Annotated in this window: 18 protein-coding genes and 1 tRNA gene; 12 read left to right on the top strand and 7 right to left on the bottom strand. The window is 75.5% G+C overall.

Annotated elements, in window-relative coordinates:
* Positions 1–17: 17 nt before the first annotated feature.
* From ACFO3M_RS14785 to ACFO3M_RS14775, 3 genes are all read left to right on the top strand, one after another.
* A complete protein-coding gene (locus ACFO3M_RS14785; RefSeq protein WP_387990116.1) occupies positions 18–1,034 on the top strand; it encodes a LacI family DNA-binding transcriptional regulator in 1,017 nt (338 codons plus the stop codon).
* 155 nt (positions 1,035–1,189) lie between these two features.
* Positions 1,190–1,885, top strand: a complete 696-nt coding sequence (locus ACFO3M_RS14780; RefSeq protein ID WP_387990113.1) for a polysaccharide deacetylase family protein — start codon at positions 1,190–1,192, stop codon at positions 1,883–1,885.
* 115 nt (positions 1,886–2,000) lie between these two features.
* On the top strand, positions 2,001–3,473 hold the full coding sequence (locus ACFO3M_RS14775) for an AAA family ATPase (RefSeq protein ID WP_387990110.1): 1,473 nt from the start codon (positions 2,001–2,003) through the stop codon (positions 3,471–3,473).
* A gap of 265 nt (positions 3,474–3,738) precedes the next feature.
* Here ACFO3M_RS14775 and ACFO3M_RS14770 read toward each other — a convergent pair whose 3' ends face one another.
* On the bottom strand, positions 3,739–4,509 hold the full coding sequence (locus tag ACFO3M_RS14770) for an MBL fold metallo-hydrolase (RefSeq protein WP_387990107.1): 771 nt from the start codon (positions 4,507–4,509) through the stop codon (positions 3,739–3,741).
* An 88-nt stretch (positions 4,510–4,597) separates the two neighbouring features.
* On the opposite strand from ACFO3M_RS14770, the gene ACFO3M_RS14765 reads away from it, so the two are divergent.
* A complete protein-coding gene (locus tag ACFO3M_RS14765; RefSeq protein WP_387990104.1) occupies positions 4,598–5,209 on the top strand; it encodes an ABATE domain-containing protein in 612 nt (203 codons plus the stop codon).
* A gap of 58 nt (positions 5,210–5,267) precedes the next feature.
* Here ACFO3M_RS14765 and ACFO3M_RS14760 read toward each other — a convergent pair whose 3' ends face one another.
* From ACFO3M_RS14760 to ACFO3M_RS14750, 3 genes are all read right to left on the bottom strand, one after another.
* Positions 5,268–5,804, bottom strand: a complete 537-nt coding sequence (locus ACFO3M_RS14760) for a DUF4396 domain-containing protein (protein ID WP_387990101.1) — start codon at positions 5,802–5,804, stop codon at positions 5,268–5,270.
* 47 nt (positions 5,805–5,851) lie between these two features.
* Positions 5,852–7,375: an MFS transporter gene (locus ACFO3M_RS14755; RefSeq protein ID WP_387990098.1), complete on the bottom strand. Its 1,524-nt coding sequence runs from the start codon at positions 7,373–7,375 to the stop codon at positions 5,852–5,854.
* Positions 7,376–7,647: 272 nt separating this feature from the next.
* Positions 7,648–8,019 (bottom strand): hypothetical protein, encoded by a 372-nt coding sequence (locus tag ACFO3M_RS14750; RefSeq protein ID WP_387990095.1) that lies wholly within the window; start codon positions 8,017–8,019, stop codon positions 7,648–7,650.
* Positions 8,020–8,029: 10 nt separating this feature from the next.
* Between ACFO3M_RS14750 and ACFO3M_RS14745 the strand changes: the two genes are divergently transcribed.
* Together ACFO3M_RS14745 and ACFO3M_RS14740 are read left to right on the top strand one after the other, a co-directional pair.
* The gene (locus ACFO3M_RS14745) at positions 8,030–9,037 is read left to right on the top strand and encodes a hypothetical protein (RefSeq protein ID WP_387990093.1); all 1,008 of its coding nucleotides are present in this window, start codon (positions 8,030–8,032) and stop codon (positions 9,035–9,037) included.
* Positions 9,034–10,965: a hypothetical protein gene (locus ACFO3M_RS14740; RefSeq protein ID WP_387990090.1), complete on the top strand. Its 1,932-nt coding sequence runs from the start codon at positions 9,034–9,036 to the stop codon at positions 10,963–10,965. The genes ACFO3M_RS14745 and ACFO3M_RS14740 overlap by 4 nt, the downstream gene beginning before the upstream one ends.
* 300 nt (positions 10,966–11,265) lie before the next feature.
* Here the strand turns inward: ACFO3M_RS14740 and ACFO3M_RS14735 are convergent.
* The 3 genes from ACFO3M_RS14735 to ACFO3M_RS14725 all read right to left on the bottom strand — a co-directional run bounded on the left by ACFO3M_RS14735 (position 11,266) and on the right by ACFO3M_RS14725 (position 12,948).
* A tRNA-Arg gene (locus tag ACFO3M_RS14735) sits at positions 11,266–11,337 on the bottom strand.
* A 50-nt stretch (positions 11,338–11,387) separates the two neighbouring features.
* On the bottom strand, positions 11,388–12,086 hold the full coding sequence (locus tag ACFO3M_RS14730; RefSeq protein WP_387990088.1) for a DUF305 domain-containing protein: 699 nt from the start codon (positions 12,084–12,086) through the stop codon (positions 11,388–11,390).
* Between the two features lie 7 nt (positions 12,087–12,093).
* Positions 12,094–12,948 (bottom strand): DUF3105 domain-containing protein, encoded by an 855-nt coding sequence (locus ACFO3M_RS14725; RefSeq protein WP_387990085.1) that lies wholly within the window; start codon positions 12,946–12,948, stop codon positions 12,094–12,096.
* 184 nt (positions 12,949–13,132) lie between these two features.
* Here ACFO3M_RS14725 and argS point away from each other — a divergent pair, with 184 nt between their 5' ends.
* The 6 genes from argS to ACFO3M_RS14695 all read left to right on the top strand — a co-directional run.
* Positions 13,133–14,794 carry an arginine--tRNA ligase gene (gene argS, locus ACFO3M_RS14720; RefSeq protein ID WP_387990082.1) on the top strand — a complete coding sequence of 554 codons (1,662 nt, stop codon included), beginning with the start codon at positions 13,133–13,135 and terminating at the stop codon, positions 14,792–14,794.
* Entirely contained in the window at positions 14,791–16,281 is a 1,491-nt protein-coding gene (gene lysA / locus ACFO3M_RS14715) for a diaminopimelate decarboxylase (protein WP_387990079.1), read from the top strand. Before argS ends, lysA begins: the two co-directional genes overlap by 4 nt.
* Positions 16,278–17,576, top strand: coding sequence for a homoserine dehydrogenase (locus tag ACFO3M_RS14710; RefSeq protein WP_387990076.1), 1,299 nt, complete (start codon positions 16,278–16,280; stop codon positions 17,574–17,576). The genes lysA and ACFO3M_RS14710 overlap by 4 nt, the downstream gene beginning before the upstream one ends.
* The gene (gene thrC, locus ACFO3M_RS14705) at positions 17,573–18,652 is read left to right on the top strand and encodes a threonine synthase (protein WP_387990073.1); all 1,080 of its coding nucleotides are present in this window, start codon (positions 17,573–17,575) and stop codon (positions 18,650–18,652) included. The genes ACFO3M_RS14710 and thrC overlap by 4 nt, the downstream gene beginning before the upstream one ends.
* Before the next feature lie 30 nt (positions 18,653–18,682).
* A complete protein-coding gene (gene thrB / locus ACFO3M_RS14700) occupies positions 18,683–19,597 on the top strand; it encodes a homoserine kinase (protein WP_387990070.1) in 915 nt (304 codons plus the stop codon).
* A 242-nt stretch (positions 19,598–19,839) separates the two neighbouring features.
* Positions 19,840–20,320, top strand: a 481-nt coding sequence (locus ACFO3M_RS14695; RefSeq protein WP_387990067.1) for a Rho termination factor N-terminal domain-containing protein, incomplete at its 3' end; no start/stop codon positions are given.

Below are 20,320 nucleotides of genomic sequence, written 5' to 3'. Positions count from 1 at the left end.
GGCCCGGAGGAGGGGACGTGACGGACACCCAGCGCCATGCCGTGACGATCTCCGAGATCGCCGCGAAGGCCGGCGTGTCCGTGCCCACCGTCTCCCGGGTGCTCAACCACCGCTCCGACGTCGCGCCGCACACCCGGGAGCGGGTGGAGCGGCTGCTGCGCGAGCACGGCTACCAGCGCCGCGGCCCGCACCGGGAGGAGCGGGCGGGCCTGGTCGACCTCGTCTTCGACGACCTCGACAGCCCGTGGGCGCTGGAGGTCATCCGCGGCGTCGAGCAGGCGGCGCACGCCGCCGGGGTGGGCACCGTCGTCTCCGCCGTGCACCGGCGGCGCAGCTCCGCCCGGCTGTGGCTGGACAACGTCCGGGCGCGGGCCAGCGACGGCGTCATCCTGGTCACCACCGCGCTCGACCCGGACCTGCACAGCGAGCTGCGCGGGCTGCACCTGCCGGCGGTCGTCGTCGACCCGGCCGGCCTGCCCGACCTCGACGTCCCCACCATCGGCGCGACCAACTGGGCCGGCGGGGTCGCCGCCACCGAGCACCTCACCGCGCTCGGCCACCGGCGGATCGCCCACGTCGCCGGCCGGCCCGGGCTGTGGTGCACCCGCGCCCGGCTCGACGGGTACCGGGCCGCGCTGGACTTCGCCGGCCTGGCGGCGGACCCGCGGCTGGTCGTCCCCGGCGAGTTCGACTACGCCTCCGGCGCCCGGGCCGCCGCGCAGCTGCTCGAGCTGGCCGACCCGCCGACCGCCGTGTTCGCCGCCAGCGACCAGATGGCGCTCGGCGTCTACGAGGCGGTGCGCCGGCGCGGGCTGCGGGTCCCCGACGACGTGAGCGTCGTCGGCTTCGACGACCTGCCGCAGGCCGCGTGGTCCTCGCCCCCGCTGACCACGGTGCACCAGCCCCTCGGGCAGATGGGGGAGCTGGCCGTCCGCACCGTGCTGCGGCTGGTCAACGGCGAGCGGCTGGAGGGGCCGAAGGTCGAGCTGGCCACCCGGCTCGTCGTGCGCGACAGCACCGCCGCCCCGCGCTGACCGACCCGCCGCGACTCGCCGTCCCGACCTCGGGGGACGCCCTCCGGTGCCGGTCCGCGCTTGCCCTCGGCTGTGACGGGTGCCACGCTCGGCCGCGCTCGTTCCGGAAGTTCCCGGGAACCGAGACGCCCCGCCGATCGCCGACAGGAGCTCCCGTGCGCCGTCCCGCCCGCCTGGTCCGCCTCGCCGTCCCCGCCCTCACGGCCGGTCTCCTCCTGACCGCCGCACCGCCGGCGCAGGCCGGGCAGCCCACCGCCGAGGTCGTGACGACGACCCGGCACGACGACCGGTCGGTCGCCCTGACCTTCGACGACGGGCCCAACCCGCCGGACACCCACCGCCTGCTCGAGGTCCTGCGCGAGCACCACGTGAAGGCGACGTTCTGCCTGTGGGGCGACCACGTCCGCGAGCACCCCGAGGTCGCCCGGGCGATCGCCCGCGACGGCCACACGCTGTGCAACCACACGATGCACCACGACGACATGGCCGGCTGGACGCCCGAGCAGATCCGCGCCGACCTCGAGGCCACGTCCGCGGTCATCCGCGAGGCGGTGCCCGGCGCGCACATCCCGTTCTTCCGCGCGCCCTACGGGAGCTGGGGGCAGACGCCGGAGGTCGCGGCGGAGCTGGGCATGCAGCCGCTGGGCTGGGCGCTGGCCGTCGGCGACTGGGAGCCGCCGGGCACCGACGAGCTGGTCCGCCGCGTCGTGGACGGGGTGACCCCGGGCGCCGTCGTCCTGATGCACGACGGCGGCGGCGACCGCAGCCAGACCGTCGACGCCGTCGACCGGCTGGTCCCGCTGCTGCGGGAGCAGGGCTGGCGCTTCGACCGCCCGGCGAAGACCGCATGAGCGCGGGAGCCGGCCCCGCCACGCGGGCGGGGCCAGCCCCGGGTTCCCCGGCGACACGCCGGGCCGGCGATCGCTACGCTCCGCCGCCACGTGGGTCGAGGGGAGCGGGGTCGCGGTGGCGGGAGCGTCGGAGGACGAGGTCAGGGAGTTCGCCGCGGGGCTGCGGTCCCTGCTCGACTGGCTGCAGCTGTCGGGTCCCGCGGCGGGCAACGAGGTCGTCGCGCTGGTGCAGGGGACGCTCGGCCCCGCCGGCCTCGGCCAGTCGGTCGTGGCCCGGGAGCTGCCGGCCTTCGAGCACGTCAACCTGCAGACCGCGCTCGACGCGTGGAGCGCCGCGCCCGGGCGCTCCGTGGAGGTGCGCGGCGTCGTCCTCCCGCCCCACTACGTCGGCATCGACCTGCAGCAGCTGATGACCGGCGAGGCGCTGCCCCCGGTGCGGCTGAGCGCGCCCGCGGTGGTCGACCTCCCGAACGGCCCGGGGTCGACGCTGGCCTGCCTGCGCCTGGCGCTGCTGCTCGTCACCGACGACGACGGCCGCTACGTCCTCCTGGTGCAGGAGGCGGGGGAGCACCGGCCGACGATGAGCGTCGAGGTGGCCGGCCTGCCGGTGCAGCGGGCGCAGGCCGTCCTGGCCGAGCTCGACCGGCTGCGCCGCGAGCTGAACGTCTACCGGGGCCGGCTGGTGGAGGTGACCCCGACGCCGTCCGGCCAGGTCGCGCTCACCTTCCTCGACCCGCCGGACCTCACGCGCGACGACGTCGTGCTGCCCGCGGCGGTCCTCGACCGCGTCGAGCGGCACGCGCTGGGAGTGGCCGGGCACCGTGCCGGCCTGCGCGCCGCCGGCCAGCACCTCAAGCGCGGGCTGCTGCTCTACGGCCCGCCCGGCACCGGCAAGACGCACACCGTGCGCTACCTGCTCGGCCGCATGGGCGACTACACCCGGCTGCTGCTCACCGGGCGCTCGCTCGGCGTCGTCGGCTCGGTCACCGAGCTCGCCCGCGAGCTGCAGCCGGCCGTGGTGGTGCTCGAGGACGTCGACCTCGTGGCCGCCGACCGCTCCTTCGGTCCCGGCGGCAGCCCCGTGCTGTTCGACCTGCTCGACGCGATGGACGGCGCGGCGCCCGACGCCGACCTGCTGTTCGTCCTGACCACGAACCGGGCCGACCTGCTGGAGCCGGCGCTGGCCGCCCGGCCGGGCCGCGTCGACGTCGCCGTGCAGGTCGACCTCCCCGACGCCGCGGCCCGCCGGCGGCTGCTGCTCCTCTACGGCCGGGCGGTGCCGCTGCGGCTGACCGACGACGACGTGACGCGCGCCGTCGACCGCAGCGAGGGCGTGACGGCGTCGTTCCTCAAGGAGCTGCTGCGCCGCGCCGTGCTCGAGGCGCTGCACGAGCAGGACCCGGTCGTCGCGGTCACCGCGGGGCACCTCGACCGGGCCCTCGACGACCTGCTGGACTCCACCCAGCAGGTCACCCGCACCCTGCTCGGCGTGGGGGCCGAGGGGGCGGTGACCGACGGCGACGGGGCGTGGCCCGGCCCGGCGCCGGTCCAGTACGGGGGCGGCTACCGCCCCTTCCGCGCGCGCTGACCGCGGGCCGGGACGCAGGACGGCCCGGACGGGATTCCGTCCGGGCCGTCCTGGTGGGTCCGTGTGTGAGGTGCTAACCGTTGCTCTGACCAGCAGCGAGCATGCCGTCCGGCTCACTTCTTACACGTTTTCCGCCGACTTCTTACACGCTCGCTGCAGACGTGCCCCGGCCCGCGGGCGAAAGTCGCTGTCCACGGGTCCGGGCACGGCCGACTTCTCCAGGGCGGCGGGCAGCGTGTGCCGCTCCCGACCACCCCAGGTGGGGTCAGGCGGGCTGCAGCCGATCAGCCAGCCCTGCCGCGGCGAAGGCGGCGGCGACGTCGTCGCGGCTCTCGGTGAAGTGGCCCCAGCTGTCGCAGTGGGCGGCCACGACCCGGCGGGCGCCCAGGATCTGCGCGGCCTCGGCGGCCTGTGTGCCGTCGACGGTGACCAGCGCGCCGTCGAAGAACGGGGTGCGGGCGGCGCCGGCGAACAGCACGGCGGTGTCCACCGGGCCGACGCGGTCGGCGATGTCGCGGACGAGGTCCAGTGAGGCGTTGTCACCGCTGACGTAGACGGTGGGCAGGTCGCTGGCGGTCAGGACGAAGCCGATCACCTCGCCGGTGATCGGCTCGCAGCCCTCGGGGCCGTGCTGGGCGGGGGCGGCGGTCACCGTCACGGTGCCGCCGTCGGGACGGGGCAGCTCGACGGTGTCCCACGGGGCGAGGCCGCGGGCGGTGCCACCGAGGCGCTCGGCGCCGCTGGGCGTGGTGAGGGTGAGCGGCACGTCGGCCAGTAGCTCGCGGCCGGCGTTGTCGAGGTTGTCGGGGTGCTGGTCGTGGGAGAGCAGTACCGCGTCGACGGCGCCGATGTCGGCCGTGCCGACCGGGCAGGGAGCGGTCTTGGTCAGCACCAGGCCCGGGCCCAGCGGGTACTCGCCGGGAGCGTCGAAGGTCGGGTCCGTGAGGAACCGCAGGCCCCCGTACTCGATGAGGGTGGTCGGGCCGCTGAGGACCCGGACGGGGATCTGGTCGGCGGTGGGACGGACGTCGGTCAAGGTGACACCTCACGGGTATGAATCGGATCTTCCGTGAGGCGACGGTAGACGGTTCTCACGGAAGATCGCAAGGCGTACCATGAGAACCATGTTGGAGGCCGTGACCGCCGAGTCCGCGCACCGCGTCCTGCCGCCGGCGCCGGGTGCCGAGCAGCACCTCGCCCTGGACTTCGCCAACAGCGCCGTGGCGTTGCCGGGAGGTCAGTTCCTCGAGCTGCTGGGCACGCCCACGGCCGCGACGGAGTGGCTGGCCGAGCGCGACCTCGCACCCTCCGACGCCGGCCTGCGGGATCAGTGCGCGGCGCAGCTGCGGGCGCTGCGGGAGCAGGTCCGGGCGCTGCTGGCGTCGCGGATCGACGGGCTCCCCGCTCCCGCAGCCGCCGTGCGCGCCGTCAACGAGGCGCTGACCAGCGTGCCCACGGCGTCCCTGCTGCAGTGGGACGAGGCCCGCGGGCTGCACCGGACTCCGCCGCACCGCACGACGCAGATCGTCGACCACGCGCTGGCGGTCCTGGCTGCGGACGCCGCCGACCTGCTCACCGGTCCCGACGCCGAGCGGTTGGCCGCGTGCGCGTCACCGCCGTGCAACCGGTACCTGCTGCGCACGCACGGGCGCCGGCACTGGTGCTCGGTCCGCTGCGGCGACCGTGCCCGTGCCGCCCGCGCCTACGCCCGCCGAAACCAGCTCAAGGGCGCCTGACGGCCGCCCTCCGCTGGGCGGACGCAGGCCGTCGGCGGTCGCCGTGGTCGGGCGCGGCTCAGTGGTGGTCGCGCCCGTGGAGATCCCCGGCGGTCGGGTGCTGCTCGGGCGACCCGTGCCCGCCGCCGTGGTACTGGTGCACTACGGCGTGCCCCTTGCCCCGGCCGATCAGCCAGCGGTTGACCGGCACGGTGACGACGAAGGCCACGGCGAGCGCGAAGGCGAGCGCGCCCCAGAACAGCGGGCTGTCCAGGCCGGCGTCCATCGCGCCGGGCACCAGCAGCATGACCGCGTTGTCGACGATCTCCATGACGGTGATGGAGACGGTGTCGGCCGCCAGCGCGACGGGGATCGCCGCTCGCAGTGCCAGGCCGGAGCGCATCACCGGCCCGATGGTGAACGCGTAGCCGAACAGGAACGCGAGAGCGACGGCGAGCACGATCGTCTGCACGTCCGACCAGCCCAGCGCGGTCCCGATGACCATGCCGAGGACCTCACCGATCGCGCAGCCGGTGAGGCAGTGCAGGGTGGCGGACACGGCCATCCGGGTGGGGGCGGTGCCGGTCGGGCGCCCGTCGTGCATGGAGTGGTCCATCGGTGCTCCTCGGTCGGTCACGTGCAGAGTGGGCGGGTTTCCGGCCGTCAGGCGGTGGCCGTCTGGGACTCGCCGGTGGCGGGGGCGGCCCGCTGGGTGCCGCGGGTGGTGACGGTCGCGGCGACGAGGACGGCGGCGGCCAGCAGCAGGCCGGCTCCGGCGAGGAAGCCGGAGGTGTAGCCGTGCGCCAGCGCCTCGCCGGCCCGGGCCACGGCATCGACGTCCCCGCCGGCCTGGCCCTGCTGCAGCACCCGGGTGGCCTCGGGCAGCTGCGCGGCGGCGGCCGTGGTCGAGACGGTGGTCAGCACGGCCAGCCCGAGAGCGGCGCCGATCTGCTGGGCCATGTTGACCAGCGCCGAGGCCACCCCGGCGCGGTCCTCGGCGACGCGGTGCACGGCAGTCAGCGTCAGCGGCACGAACGCCAGCCCGAGGCCGAAGGAGGTGAGGAACAGCGCCGGCATGATGTCGACGGCGTAGGAGGGGTCCACGTCCAGTCGGGACAGCCACGCCATGCCGGCGGCGGCCAGGAGCAGCCCGGGCGCGGCCAGCACGCGCGGCGCCAGACGCTCGACCAGCTTCGACGCCATCCCCGAGGCCAGGATGATGCCGGCGGCGAAGGGCAGCGACGCGACGCCGGTCTTCAGGGCTCCGTACTGCAGCACCTGCTGCAGGAACAGCGCCAGCAGGTAGAAGCTGCCCATCAGCCCGGCGCCGATGAACAGCACGGTGGCGTAGGCCCCGGCGCGGTTGCGGTCGGCGAACAGGCTCAGCGGCAGCAGCGGCCCGGTGGTGCGCGACTGCAGCATCAGGAAGACGGCCAGCAGGACCGCGGCGGCGGCGAACGCGGCCAGAGTGAGCCCGTCGGTCCAGCCGTGCTCGCCGGCGCGGGCGAGACCGTAAACCAGGGCGACCATCGCGCCGGTGCCGGTCACCGCGCCGGGGGTGTCCAGCCGACCCCGGCCACGGCCGCCCTCGGGCAGGGTGCCGGTGCCGGCGAGCACCGCCAGACCCACCGGCACGTTCACGAAGAAGACCCAGCGCCAGTCCAGCAGCCCGGTCAGGGCGCCGCCGAGCAGCAGCCCGCCGATGATGCCGACCGCGGACATGGCCCCGTAGACCGCCATCGCGGAGTTGCGCGGCTTGCCCGCGGGGAACGTGGTCGCGATCAACGCCAGCGCGTTGGGCGCGGCCAGCGCGGCACCCACGCCCTGCAGCGCGCGGGCGGCGATCAGCAGCGTCCCGTTCGGCGCGAGACCGCCCAGCAGCGAGGCGGCGACGAACAGGACCAGGCCGATCCGCAGCACCCGGCGCCGGCCGAACAGGTCACCGACCCGGCCACCGAACAGCAGCAGCGCGCCGAAGACCAGGACGTAGGCGTTGATCACCCACAGCAGGCTGGCCGCCGGCATGTCCAGGTCGGCCTGGATGCTGGGCAGCGCGATGTTCGCGATGCCGTCGTCGAGGACGAGCATCAGCTGGGTTGTGGCGATGACCAGCAAGGACAGGCCCAGCCGACGATCGGCGGAGGAAGCCTCGGCTGCTTGCGGCTGGGCGGGCGGTGCGGCGGACATGCGCGAACTCCTGGCGTGCGAGGCAGGGCGGTACCTCCGAGCGGTATCTGAGACAAGCTGTACCCCCCGGGGGTATCTTCCACAAGCGGCAGTGAGAGACGTCACGGGCAGGCCGCGCCTCTAGCCGACCGGGCGGCCGTCGTCCGCGACGACCGGGAAGCGGGAGAAGCCGGTCTCGGCCACCCGCTGCTCGAAGTGCGTTCCGGGGATGGCCTCCGCCGGGTGAGACCTGCACCGGAACCGACGTCGAGCCCCACGCCCCTTGTCGGTGGTCAGGCACCGCGGGGCTGCTGCGCCGGACGTCTCGTCGGCTTGACCCACCCGGGTCGGCGTGGACGATCACGTCCGTGAGCGAGCGCGAGGGCCCGCGCGGCGACCTCCGGCGGCACGTCCATCAGCCGCCCGACCGGCGCAAGGGCCGGGTCGATGTACGCGGCGAGCAGCGCGGTCAACGCCGCCGCGGTCTCGCTCCCCGGCGTGGCATGCCGGCCCGGCAGTGATGCGGTGGGCAGCGGGTAGCCGGCGATCGGGTCGGGGTGGCCCTCCGCGGCGGCGAACTCGGCGGCGGTGCGTGCCACGGCCGTGGCCAGCTCCTCCTCGGACAGCTGGCCAAGCCGGTCTACAACAGCCTGCAGGTCCGGCATCGCCGCCGCGGTGCTGGCCTACCGGCCCGAGGGCCTCACCGACGCCGAGTGGGCCGACGTCGCCGACCTGGTCCACCTGGGAATGGCGACCCTCGTGCCGCGCACCCGCGAGCAGGTCCGCCGCATCGGCTGGGCGCTCGGCGTGCACGCCCGGGTGCACCTGCGCTCGGGCACCAGCCGCACCGTGCCCGGCTGGTACGGCCCGCACGCGGTCGCCACCTCGCTGGCCGGCGGCAGGATCGGCCGCGGCAAGAGCGCGTACACCGTGCCCGCCCGGTTCGGCTCCTCCTACGCCGGCCGGCTGCGCACCATCGGCCGGGCGCTGGTCCCGGCCAGCCCGCCCCCGCCGAAGCGGTTCACCGCCTACCCCCGGCAGGAGCCGCTGACCGCCGCCGAGCTGGAGGAGGTCTTCGACTTCTGCGCCACACACGGCAAGCCGGCCCTGGGCCGGCGGCTCGCCCTGCTGGTGTGGCTGATCTGCGGCACCGGCGCCAAGCGCGCCGACCTGGTCGGCGCGACCGGCATCGCCGTGCAGGTCACCGAGCACGCGGTGGTGTTCACCACCGCCGGCCCCACCCCGCGGCGCATCCCCGTCCTCGGCGCCTGCGAGGCGCCGATCCTCGACGCCGCGCTGGCTGCCGGCGACGCGCCGCTGCTCGACCTGAGCGCCGATACCGACATCGGCGACCTGGTCATCGCCACCGGCTGGCGGGTCGCCGACCGGTTCCCGCTCACCGCCGGCCGACTGCGCGCCACCTGGCTGGCCGCCGTGCTCGCCGGCGGCGCCCCGTTCGCCGGCGTGCTCGCCGCCGCCGGCCTGACCGGGGAGAAGACCTTTGCCGACCTGCTCGCCCGGCTGCCCGCGCTTGACGACGCCGCCTACGAGACCGCGCTGCGCTGCTCCGACGGCCCGCTGCCGGTCGCCGGGCAGCTCACCCTGCCCGGGCTGCGCCACCCCGCGCTGCGCGTGCCCCTGCTCGACGCCCCGCGCACCTCCACCGGCCGGAAGTCGGCGTGAGGATCGACCCGACCACCGGCGAGGTCCTCGACGACGAGGGCCACGGCGACGAGGTCCTCGACGACGGGGACGTGCAGATCACCCTGCCGGTGCGGCGCGGCCCCACCGGCAGCTGGGCCGCGCTCGCCGCCGCCAGCGACGACGCGCCGCTGACCGGTCCGGACAAGGTGACCGTCGTGAAGGTGCCGCGCAGCCTGGTCGCGCTGGCCGAGGCGACCGTCGACCGCGGTCCGCTGATCGGCTACCTCGAGTCGCTGCTGCCCGCCCAGGCCGACCGGCCCACCGGCGGCAAGACCCGCACGCTGAGCGTGCGCACCCTGCTCGTCGCGCTGCTGCTGCTCGCCCTCGCCGAGCAGGCCATGATCATCCGCGACGCGGTCGCCCTGCTCAACGGGCTGCACCCCTCCGACAAGCACCGCCTCGGCGTGCCCGAGGCCGTCACCGAGCGGATGTTCTCCCGGCTGTTCAACCAGCTCGCGCACGCCGTCGACCCGTCCCCGGACTCCCCGCACAACGTCGCCGCGCTGCGCGACGCGCACGACGCCATCCGTGCCGAGCACCCCGGCGAAGACAACCGCGACCTGCGCCGCCAGCTGCACGCCGAGCTCGAGGCCGCGCACGCCGAGGTCCTGCTCGAGCGCCTCGCCCGACTGCGGTACGTGCTCGATCGCGGCCTGGACTCCACCCTGCCCGACACCCCGCACACCGGCTCCTACGCCGTCGACGCCTCCGCCGTGCCGTCCTGGGCGCATCAGTTCCACCGCCAGCCCAAGCGCCCCGCGCTGGTCAGTGACCCCGACGCCCGGTGGAACGGCAAGGGCGAGGGCTGGTACGGCTACTGGCTGCACGGCGTCGTCCGGGTGCCCGAGGTCGGCGGGGACGACGTGCCGTGCCTGGTCGAGCGGATCGAGTTGACCGCGGCCAACGCCGACTCCCGCGTCGCCGCGCTGGAGCAGCTCACCCGGATGGTCGCCGACCACGAGCGCGCCGACGAGGCCGCCGGCCGCCCGCACCGGCCCCGCGGCGACCTGCTCGCCGACCGCTTCTACACCTCCGAGGTCGACCGCGGCGACGACTGGATCTGGCCGGTGTTCGCCCTCGGCTTCGACTCCGTGCACCACCTCACCGAGCAGCAGCTGGGCAACAACAAGGCGCCGCTGGCCAACGGCGCCATCGTCGTCGACGGGCAGCCGTTCAGCCCCCGGCTGCCCGCGCACCTGCGCAACCTCGAGCCGCCGAAGGTCGGCGCGTCAAAGGCGGCGATCCTCGCCTACCAGGCCCGGATCGCCCAGCGTGCCCCGTACGCGCTGCACGCCATCGGCGGCCGCCGCGACGACGGCGGCTGGGACTTCGGCTGCAAGGCGATGCACGCCCTCGGCGCGCTGCGCTGCGACCTCAAGCCCACCTCGATGGCCAAGCCGCCCACGCCGCGGCGGCCCACCACCGACCCGACCGTGTTCACGCCGGGCGGGCGGCCGCCGAAGATCTGCGGGCAGCAGAAGTCCCGCGTCGGCATGGCCGAGCTGCCGTTCTGGCAGCCGCTGCTGCACGGCTCGGTCGAGTGGTGGGACAGCATCAACCGGCGCAACCGGATCGAGGGCATCTTCGGCAACGTCAAGAACGACGCCAGCCAGAACCTCACCCGCGGCCGGTTCCGCGTCATGGGCCTGGCCCGCACCTCGCTGATGACGCTGTTCATCGTGATGGCCGCCAACCTGCGGCTGATGCAGACCTTCACCGCCCGGCAGGCCAAGACCGCCGCCGCCGGCACCACCCCGGCCCGCCGGCCCCGCCGCCCGCGGATGCACACCCTGCTGCGGCACGAGCTGCGCGCCCGCATCGCCGCGCAGAAGGCCCTCGCCGCCGCCGGCGACGACCGCGCCGCCGCCGGTGCCGCCGCCCGCACCGCCGGCCCGCCCGGCCCGTAGCCGCCGGTTGTGCCACAGCCCGTGGCACAACTCCTCGCCCCACCGCACCGCCGCAGCACCTCCGGCACCCCGACGCGCCCACCTCGGGCCGCCGGGGCGCTCGGCGTGCCCGCAGACCGGCCGCGACCGCCCGGTGCGGGCCGCCGGCGCGCCCGCGCACCGCCGCCGCGGCACGCGCATCGCCTCCGAATGCGCGAGAGGCCCCGCCGGCGCCCCTCAAGGGGGCCGGCGGGGCCTCTCGTCGTCGTGCCCGGAACCAACGGTCAGCCGCTCACGGGACCAACGGTTAGCACCGGTGTGTGCCCCCGGCAGGATTCGAACCTGCGCACCCGCCTCCGGAGGGCGGTGCTCTATCCCCTGAGCTACGGGGGCTCGGGGCAGGAGAGAAGTTACCAGCCCTCCCCGCCCGTCCCGGCGGCGGGTCAGGGCGCCGGCAGCGGCGTCCCGCCCCGCGCGGTCAGCATGCCGACCATCGTCGTCACCTCGGCGGTCTGCGTCTCGGCGATGGAGCGGGCCAGCGTCCGCACGGCCGGCTCGGCGGCGTTCCCCGCGGCGTACTGCGCCATGTCGAAGCCGCCCTGGTGGTGGCGGATCATCAGCCGGAGGAACTCCACGTCGAACGCCGTGCCCGACAGAGACCGCAGGGCCGCCAGCTCGTCCTCGGTGGCCATGCCGGGCATCAGCGCGCCGGAGCCGGAGGTCGAGGGCGTGTCGTGCGAGGCGTGCCCGCCGCCCATCCACGCCATGTGCTCACCGCCGGAGCGGGGGAGGCCCCACAGCGCGAGCCAGCCCTCCATCTGCCCGGCCTGGTTGGTCTGGGTGCTGGAGATGTCGAAGGCGATCTGGCGGATCTCGGGGTCGGTGCTGCGCTCGAGGGCCAGGTTGGCCATCTCCACGCCCTGCCGGTGGTGCACCGCCATGTCCCGCGAGAAGCCGGCGTCGACGGAGTTCGCCGTCGGCGTCGCCTCCTGCCCGATGCCGAGCCCCACCGCCAGCCCGCCGCCGAGCGCGACCAGCGCGACGGCGATCACGGCCAGGAGCGCGGCCCGCAGGCCGCGGCCGCGCGGGCGGGGCGCCGGCGCGGGGGTCTCCTGCCCGGGGCGGGTGGCGGTGGCGGTCATCGCGGGCTCACTCCGTGGGGGACCCGGCGGCCGCGGTCGGCGTCGTCGGGGCGTCGGTGGTCATGGCCTCCGTGCCGCGGCTGCCCTCGCCGGTGACGAGCGGGTCGCTGATGAAGGTCGGGTTCTCGCAGCTGGCCCCGACCTCGGGGTAGGCGCCCTCGACCTCGGAGTTGAAGGTGAGGAAGTCGGCGAACTGCTCGATCCGCGGGTCGTCGACGGAGTCGACCTTCAGCTGGTGGTTCCAGGACTGCAGGCTGACCGCGGAGTCGAGGCCGGCGTAGGGCGACAGCAGCCGGCCGGAGACGCCGTCGACCAGCTCGGCGAGCTTCTCGACGTCGGCGCCGGAGACCTCGTCCGGGTCGTAGGCGATCCACACGGCGCCGTGCTCCAGCGAGTGGACGGCGTTCTCGTGCCGGATGTCGACGTCGTAGACGGTGCCGGTGCAGTCGGCCCACTCGCCGTCGTGCGGCCCGCCGACCGGCGGCGTCTGCTCGTACTCGACCGGGGTGGTCACGTGCTCCTGGCCGGCGGCGTAGTCGAAGCTCTGGATGCCGGAGATCTCGTCGAGGGCGTCGATCCGCTCGGCGTCGGACTGCCGCACCTGCACGACGGCGTAGGTGATGGCCGCGGCGGCGAACACCACGACGGCGACGGCGGCGGCGATCAGGCCCCACGGCCGCTGCTGCGTCACGACCTGCGTCGGCGGGCGGGTGCGGCCGCGGCCCCCGTTCCGGCCGGCGGGCGGGCGGGCCGACGACCCGCCGGCCGACGACTTGGCCGTCGACACCGGACGGGCACCGGACCCGGACCGGCTCGACCCGCCTCCGGCGCGGCCGGCCTCGGGCTTGCGGTCCTTGGCCACGTGCTTCTCCTCAGTGCTCGTCGAGTGGTGCGTCCGCCGGTCGTGGCGCAGCATGGGTGCGCGCCGGCGCGGCAGGCCTCCCGCCTGCCTCCAGGCACGCGAGTCTAGGTCGCGCACCTGTGCGCCCCCTGACAACTCGGGTGCGGCGGGGAGCCGGGTCGCGGACGCTGCCTACGATGACGCAGTGACACCCGAGCAGCTGCGCGACCTCGTCCGGACCGCGGTCGCGGCGGTCGTCGAGCGCGGCACGCTCGCCGTCGCCGTCCCCGACGACGTCCTCGTCGAGCGTCCCAGGAACCCCGAGCACGGCGACTACGCGACCAACGTCGCCCTGCGCCTGGCCAAGCCCGCCGGCATGCCGCCGCGCGCGGTGGCCGACCTGCTGGCCGAGGAGCTGCGCGCGCAGCCGGGCGTCGGCCGGGTCGACGTCGCCGGCCCCGGCTTCCTGAACGTCACCCTCGCGCAGGGCGCGCTGGGGCGGATCGCCGTGCAGGCGGTCACCGCGGGGGAGGCCTACGGCCGGACCACCACGCTGGCCGGGCAGCGGCTGAACCTGGAGTTCGTCTCCGCCAACCCCACCGGCCCGGTTCACATCGGCGGCAGCCGGTGGGCCGCCGTCGGCGACGCGATCGGCCGGCTGCTGCAGGCCAGCGGCGCCGACGTGACCCGCGAGTACTACATCAACGACGCCGGCGCCCAGATCGACCGCTTCGCGCGCAGCCTGCAGGCCGCCGCGAAGGGCGAGCCGGTGCCCGAGGACGGCTACGGCGGCGCCTACATCGCCGACATCGCCGCCGCCGTCGTCGCCGAGGTGCCCGACGCCCTCGACCGCGACGACGACGCGCAGCGGCAGACCTTCCGCGACCGCGGCGTCGCGCTGATGCTCGACGAGATCCGCCGGTCGATGGAGGGCTTCGGCGTCGACTTCGACGTCTGGTTCTCCGAGAGGTCGCTGTACGACACCGGCGCGGTGGACAAGGCCCTGGCCCGGCTGCGGGAGCAGGGGCACGTCTACGAGTCCGACGGCGCGGTGTGGCTGCGCACCACCGACTTCGGCGACGACAAGGACCGCGTGCTCGTCAAGGCCGACGGCGAGACGACGTACTTCGCCTCCGACTGCGCCTACTACCTGGACAAGCGGTCCCGCGGCTTCGACCGGGTCGTGATCATGCTCGGCGCCGACCACTCCGGCTACGTCGGCCGGTACAGGGCGCTGGTGGCCGCCACCGGCGACGACCCCGACACCCACCTCGAGATCCTCATCGGCCAGCTGGTCAACCTGCTGCGCGACGGCGAGCCGGTCCGGATGAGCAAGCGGGCGGGCACGATCGTGCTGCTCTCCGACCTCACCGACGCGATCGGCGTCGACGCCGCCCGGTACGCCCTGGCCCGCGCCTCGGTGGACCAGACCATCGACATCGACGTCGAGCTGTGGAGCCGGCGCACCAGCGACAACCCGGTCTTCTACGTCCAGTACGCGCACGCCCGGATCTCCTCGGTGCTGCGCAACGCCACCGACCTCGGCCTCGCGCTGGGGGAGGCGGACGGCGTCGATCCCGGGCTGCTCACCCACGAGCGGGAGAACGACCTGCTCCGGGCGATCGGCGAGTTCCCGCGGGTGGTGTCCTCGGCGGCCGAGCTGCGCGCGCCGCACCGGGTGGCCCGCTACCTCGAGGAGCTGGCCGGCACCTACCACCGCTTCTACGACGCCTGCCGGGTCCTGCCCCGCGGCGACGAGGAGGCGACGCCGCTGACCACGGCGCGGCTGTGGCTGTGCGCGGCCACCGCGGTGGTCCTGCGCAACGGCCTCGGCGTGCTCGGCGTCTCCGCTCCGGAGCGGATGTGAGGGCCCACCCGGCGGGGCCGCTCCACGGCGCCTTCGCCCCCGAGCCCTCGGCCGGGATGCCCCCGGCCGACCTCGGCGCGCTCGACCCGCAGGTCTGGCCGCGCACGGCCCGCCGGGTCGACGGCGAGCTCCACGTGGGCGGCAAGCCGGTCACCGAGCTCGCCCGCACCCACGGCACCCCGCTGTTCGTCCTCGACGAGGAGGACTTCCGCGGCCGCGCCGCCGACTTCGCGGCCGCCTTCGACGGCGCCGACGTGCACTACGCCTCCAAGGCCTTCCTCTGCGGCCAGGTGGCCCGCTGGATCGCCGACGACGGCCTGCACCTGGACGCCTGCAGCGGCAACGAGCTCGCCGTCGCGCTGGCCGCCGGCTTCCCCGCCGAGCGGATCGCGCTGCACGGCAACAACAAGTCGCTGGTCGAGCTGCAGCTGGCCGTCGACTCCGGCATCGGCCACGTCGTGCTCGACTCCTTCGACGAGATCGACCGGCTGGTGCCCATGGCCGAGGCGCGGGTCGCCGCCGGCGGCAGCCCGGTGCCGGTGCTGGTGCGCACCACGGTCGGCATCGAGGCGCACACCCACGAGTTCATCGCCACCGCCCACGAGGACCAGAAGTTCGGCTTCTCGCTGGCCACCGGCGACGCGCTGACCGCGGCCGTGCGGGTCATCCGCGAGCCCGCGCTGCACCTGTCCGGGCTGCACAGTCACATCGGCTCGCAGATCTTCGACACCGCCGGCTTCGAGGCCGCCGCGCACCGCGTCGTCGGGCTGATGGGGCAGGTGCACCAGGCCACCGGCGAGGTGCTGGGGGAGCTGAACCTCGGCGGCGGGTTCGGCATCGCCTACCTGTCCGACGACGACCCGGTCACCCCCGCCGACGTCGCCCGCCGGCTGCGCACCGTCGTCGCCGCCGAGTGCGCCGCGCTGGACCTGCCGGTGCCGCGGCTGGCCGTCGAGCCCGGCCGCGCGATCGCCGGGCCGGGCACGGTCACGCTGTACGAGATCGGCACGATCAAGCCGGTCCGGCTGGGCGGCGGCGGCCACGGCGGGCCGCAGGTGCGCAACTACGTCTCCGTCGACGGCGGGATGAGCGACAACATCCGCACCGCGCTCTACGACGCGAGCTACACCTGTGTGCTGGCCAACCGCACCTCCGACGCCCCGCCGGCGCTGTGCCGCGTCGTCGGCAAGCACTGCGAGAGCGGCGACGTGCTGGTCCGCGACCTGTGGCTGCCCTCGGACGTGCAGCCCGGCGACCTGCTCGCCGTCGCCGCCACCGGCGCGTACTGCTGGTCGATGGCCAGCAACTACAACTACCTGCTCAAGCCGCCGGTGGTGGCCGTGCGGGACGGCGCCGCCACCGAGATCGTGCGGCGTCAGACACTGTCCGACGTGTTCGCCCTGGACGCGGTGCTGGCCGCGGTGCCCGCCCCGTCCCCGGCGATCGACCAGCCCGCGCCCGAGCACCCGGTGGGAGCCCGCTCGTGAAACCGCTCAAGGTCGCCCTGCTCGGCTGCGGCACCGTCGGCAGCGCGGTGCTGCGCCTGGTCGACGAGCAGGCCGCCGACCTCACCGCCCGCGTCGGGCGCCCGGTGCAGGTCGCCGGGGTCGCCGTCCGCCGGCCCGACCGGCACCCCGACGTGCCCGCCGGTCTGCTCACCACCGACGCGCTCGGCCTGGTCACCCGCGACGACGTCGACCTGGTCGTCGAGGTCATCGGGGGGATCGAGCCGGCCCGCACGCTGATCCAGGCGGCGATCGAGGCCGGCAAGTCCGTGGTCAGCGCGAACAAGGCGCTGCTGGCCGAGGACGGCGTCGCGCTGCACGCCGCCGCGGCCAAGGCCGGCGTCGACCTCTACTACGAGGCGGCGGTGGCCGGGGCCATCCCGCTGCTGCGGCCGCTGCGCGAGTCGCTGGCCGGCGACCAGATCCGGCGCGTGGTCGGCATCGTCAACGGCACGACCAACTACATCCTCTCCCGGATGGCCGAGACCGGGCACGGCTTCGCCGAGGCGCTGGCCGAGGCCACCGAGCTCGGCTACGCCGAGGCCGACCCGACCGCCGACGTCGACGGCTTCGACGCCGCCGCGAAGGCCGCCATCCTCGCGTCGCTCGGGTTCCACACCGCGGTCACCGCCGCCGACGTGCACCGCGAGGGCATCTCGTCGGTCACCGCCACCGACGTCGCCCGCGCCGCCGAGATCGGCTGCACGGTGAAGCTGCTGGCCATCTGCGAGCGGGTGCCGGCCAACGGGGACGGGGAGGGCGAGTCGGTCGCCGTCCGCGTGCACCCGGCGATGATCCCGACGTCGCACCCGCTGGCCGCCGTCGGCGGGGCGTTCAACGCCGTCTTCGTCGAGGCCGAGGCCGCCGGGCAGCTGATGTTCTACGGGCAGGGCGCCGGCGGCGAGCCCACCGCGAGCGCCGTGCTCGGCGACCTGGTCGCCGTCGCCCGCAACCGGGTGGCCGGCGCCGCCGGGGCCGGGCCGACCGCCTACGCCGACCTGCCGGCCCGGCCGATCGCCGAGACGCCCACCCGGTACCACGTCAGCCTCGACGTGGCCGACGTCCCCGGTGTGCTGGCGACCGTCGCGACCGCCTTCGCCGAGCACGGGGTGAGCATCGCCACCGTCCGCCAGGACGGGCACGGCGACGCCGCCACGCTGGTCATCGTCACGCACAGCGCCCCCGACGCGGCGCTGTCGGCGACGATCGCCGCGCTCCGGGAGGTCCCCGCGGTCCGCGGGGTCACCAGCGTGCTGAGGGTGGAGGGTCTGTCATGACGGGGACGCTGCGCGGTGCCGTCTCGCCGGTCTGGCCCGGGCTGATCGAGGCCTACCGGTCGCGGCTACCGGTCAGCGCCACGACGCCGGTGGTCACCCTGCACGAGGGCGCCACCCCGCTGGTGCCCGCCGTCGAGCTGTCCCGGCGCACCGGCTGCGAGGTGTTCCTCAAGGTCGAGGGCGCGAACCCGACCGGGTCGTTCAAGGACCGCGGCATGACCATGGCCATCACCAAGGCGCTCGAGGAGGGATCGCGGGCGGTCATCTGCGCGTCCACCGGCAACACCAGCGCCAGCGCCGCCGCCTACGCCGCGCGGGCCGGGATGGTCTGCGCCGTCCTCGTGCCGCAGGGGAAGATCGCGCTCGGCAAGCTGGCCCAGGCGCTGGTGCACGGCGCCAAGCTGCTGCAGGTCGAGGGCAACTTCGACGACTGCCTCGCGCTGGCCAGCAAGCTGGCGATCGACTACCCGGTCAGCCTGGTCAACAGCGTCAACCAGTACCGCATCGAGGGGCAGAAGACCGCGTCCTTCGAGGTCGTCGACGTCCTCGGCGACGCCCCCGACGTGCACTGCCTGCCGGTCGGCAACGCCGGCAACATCACCGCCTACTGGCAGGGCTACCGCGAGTACGAGTCCGACGGCCCGGCCACGAGGCGGCCGCGGATGTTCGGCTTCCAGGCCGCCGGCGCCGCGCCCATCGTGACCGGCCAGGTGGTGGAGAACCCGAGCACCATCGCGACGGCGATCCGCATCGGCAACCCGGCGTCGTGGACCAAGGCGCTGGCCGCCCGCGACGAGTCCGGCGGCCGCATCGACGCCGTCACCGACCGCGAGATCCTCGCCGCCTACCGGCTGCTCGCCCGCAGCGAGGCGGTCTTCGTCGAGCCCGCCTCCGCCGCGTCGGTCGCCGGGCTGCTCAAGGTGGCCGCGGCCGGGGAGCTCGAGCCGGGGCAGCGCGTCGTGTGCACCGTCACCGGCAACGGGCTCAAGGACCCGGAGTGGGCCATCTCCGGTGCGCCCGCGCCGGTCACCGTGCCGGTGGACGCCGCCGCGGCCGCCGCGCAGCTGGGTCTCTGAGTGGCCACTCGGTCCTCCGTGCGGGTGCGCGTGCCCGCGACCAGCGCGAACCTCGGTCCGGCGTTCGACTGCGCCGGCCTCGCGCTGACGCTGCACGACGTCGTCGAGTTCGCCGTGGCCGACTCCGGGCTCACCGTCGAGGTGTCCGGCGTCGGCGCGGGGGAGCTGCCCACCGACGAGCGGCACCTGGTCGTGCGGGCCTTCCGCGCCGCCTGCGAGCGGCTCGGCTGGACGCCGCCGGGCCTGTGCGTGCGCGCGGAGAACGCGATCCCGCAGGGCCGGGGGATGGGCTCGTCCGCCGCGGCCGTCGTCGCCGGTGTGGTCGGCGCGTTCGAGCTGTGCCCCGACGTCGACGTCCGGGACGACGGCGCGGTGCTGCGGCTGGCCGACGAGCTCGAGGGGCACCCGGACAACGTCGCCGCCTGCCTGCTCGGCGGCGCGACGCTGTCGTGGACGACGCCCGAGGGCGCGCGGGCCGACCGGCTGCCGGTGAGCGAGGACGTCGTGCCGGTGGTGCTGGTGCCGGAGGCGACCCTGTCGACGCACACCGCGCGCACGCTGCTGCCGGACCTGGTGCCGCACGCCGACGCCGCGTTCAACGCCGCCCGCGCCGCACTGCTGGTGCACGCGCTGACCGCGGAGCCGGCGATGCTGCTCGAGGCCACCGACGACCGGCTGCACCAGCGGCAGCGCGCGGCCGCGATGCCGGACACGATCGCGCTGGTCGACCGGCTGCGCACGGCCGGACACGCCGCCGTCGTGTCCGGGGCCGGGCCCAGCGTCCTCGTGCTCGCGCGGCGGCACCCCGACGACGTCCCGGGGGACGCGGCGGCGGTGCGCGAGGTGAGCGGGATCACCCCGGACGGGTGGCGGGTGTACCCCCTGGAGGTGGACCACGGCGGCGCCCGAGTGGTTCGAGTGACGCCTGGGGTATCGTCTTCGTAACGAGGAACACTCCGCTGGTCAGCGGTGTTGTCCCGTCCGTGGGGCGAGTCCTAGGCTTGCTGCGTAGCCGCCCCTCGGGCGAGCCTCGCGCGGAACGTTGCAGACGACCTTCCTGTCGACGCTGATCCCCGCTCCGCACCCACTCGATCCGCCGTCCCCCCTGTCCGGAACAGATGGACGGGGCGGCGCCGGGTCACCTCCTGCGCTGGTAGGCGCAGGCCACCGCAGGGAAGGACCTGTACGTGAGCGAAACCACCGACCTCGCCACCACCGGCGCCCCCGAGGGCGCTGCGGGCGAGGCACCTGCGGCCACCGGCACGGCGGGCCGCTCCCGCCGCCGCGGCAGTGGGCTGGCCGGCATGCTGCTCCCCGAGCTGCAGCGGCTCGCGGCCGAGCTGGGCATCCCCGGCACGGGCCGCATGCGCAAGGGCGACCTCGTCGCCGCCATCTCCGCCCGCCAGGTCGGCGGCGCGACGCCGGGCAGCGTCCCGGCGCCCGGCGCCCCGGCCGACGCGGCCCCGAACGTCCCGGCCTCGCGGGGCGCCGACGCCGTCGCCGCCACCGCCACGCCGGTCGAGGCCCCCGTCACCGGGGGCGCCAACAGCGGTCCGGTGACCGCCCCCGCCGCCGACGCCCCGGCCGAGGGCGCCCCGCGGCGCCGGCGTGCCGCCAGCCGCCCGGCCGGTGCCCCCACCACGGAGGCGCCCGCCGCCGCGGCCCCCG

Source organism: Geodermatophilus arenarius, assembly GCF_042654585.1.
GTDB lineage: Bacteria > Actinomycetota > Actinomycetes > Mycobacteriales > Geodermatophilaceae > Geodermatophilus > Geodermatophilus arenarius.
Note: the sequence above shows the minus strand (reverse complement) of the source record. Positions and strands in the feature narration are given on the sequence as shown.

Coding starts and splice junctions, on each gene's coding strand:
- ACFO3M_RS14730 (WP_387990088.1), bottom strand. CDS start 12,086: ATGACCGCCACCGCCACCCGCCCCGGGCAGGAGACCCCCGCGCCGGCG.
- ACFO3M_RS14750 (WP_387990095.1), bottom strand. CDS start 8,019: ATGCCGGACCTGCAGGCTGTTGTAGACCGGCTTGGCCAGCTGTCCGAG.
- ACFO3M_RS14765 (WP_387990104.1), top strand. CDS start 4,598: ATGTTGGAGGCCGTGACCGCCGAGTCCGCGCACCGCGTCCTGCCGCCG.
- thrC (WP_387990073.1), top strand. CDS start 17,573: ATGACGGGGACGCTGCGCGGTGCCGTCTCGCCGGTCTGGCCCGGGCTG.
- ACFO3M_RS14760 (WP_387990101.1), bottom strand. CDS start 5,804: ATGGACCACTCCATGCACGACGGGCGCCCGACCGGCACCGCCCCCACC.
- ACFO3M_RS14755 (WP_387990098.1), bottom strand. CDS start 7,375: ATGTCCGCCGCACCGCCCGCCCAGCCGCAAGCAGCCGAGGCTTCCTCC.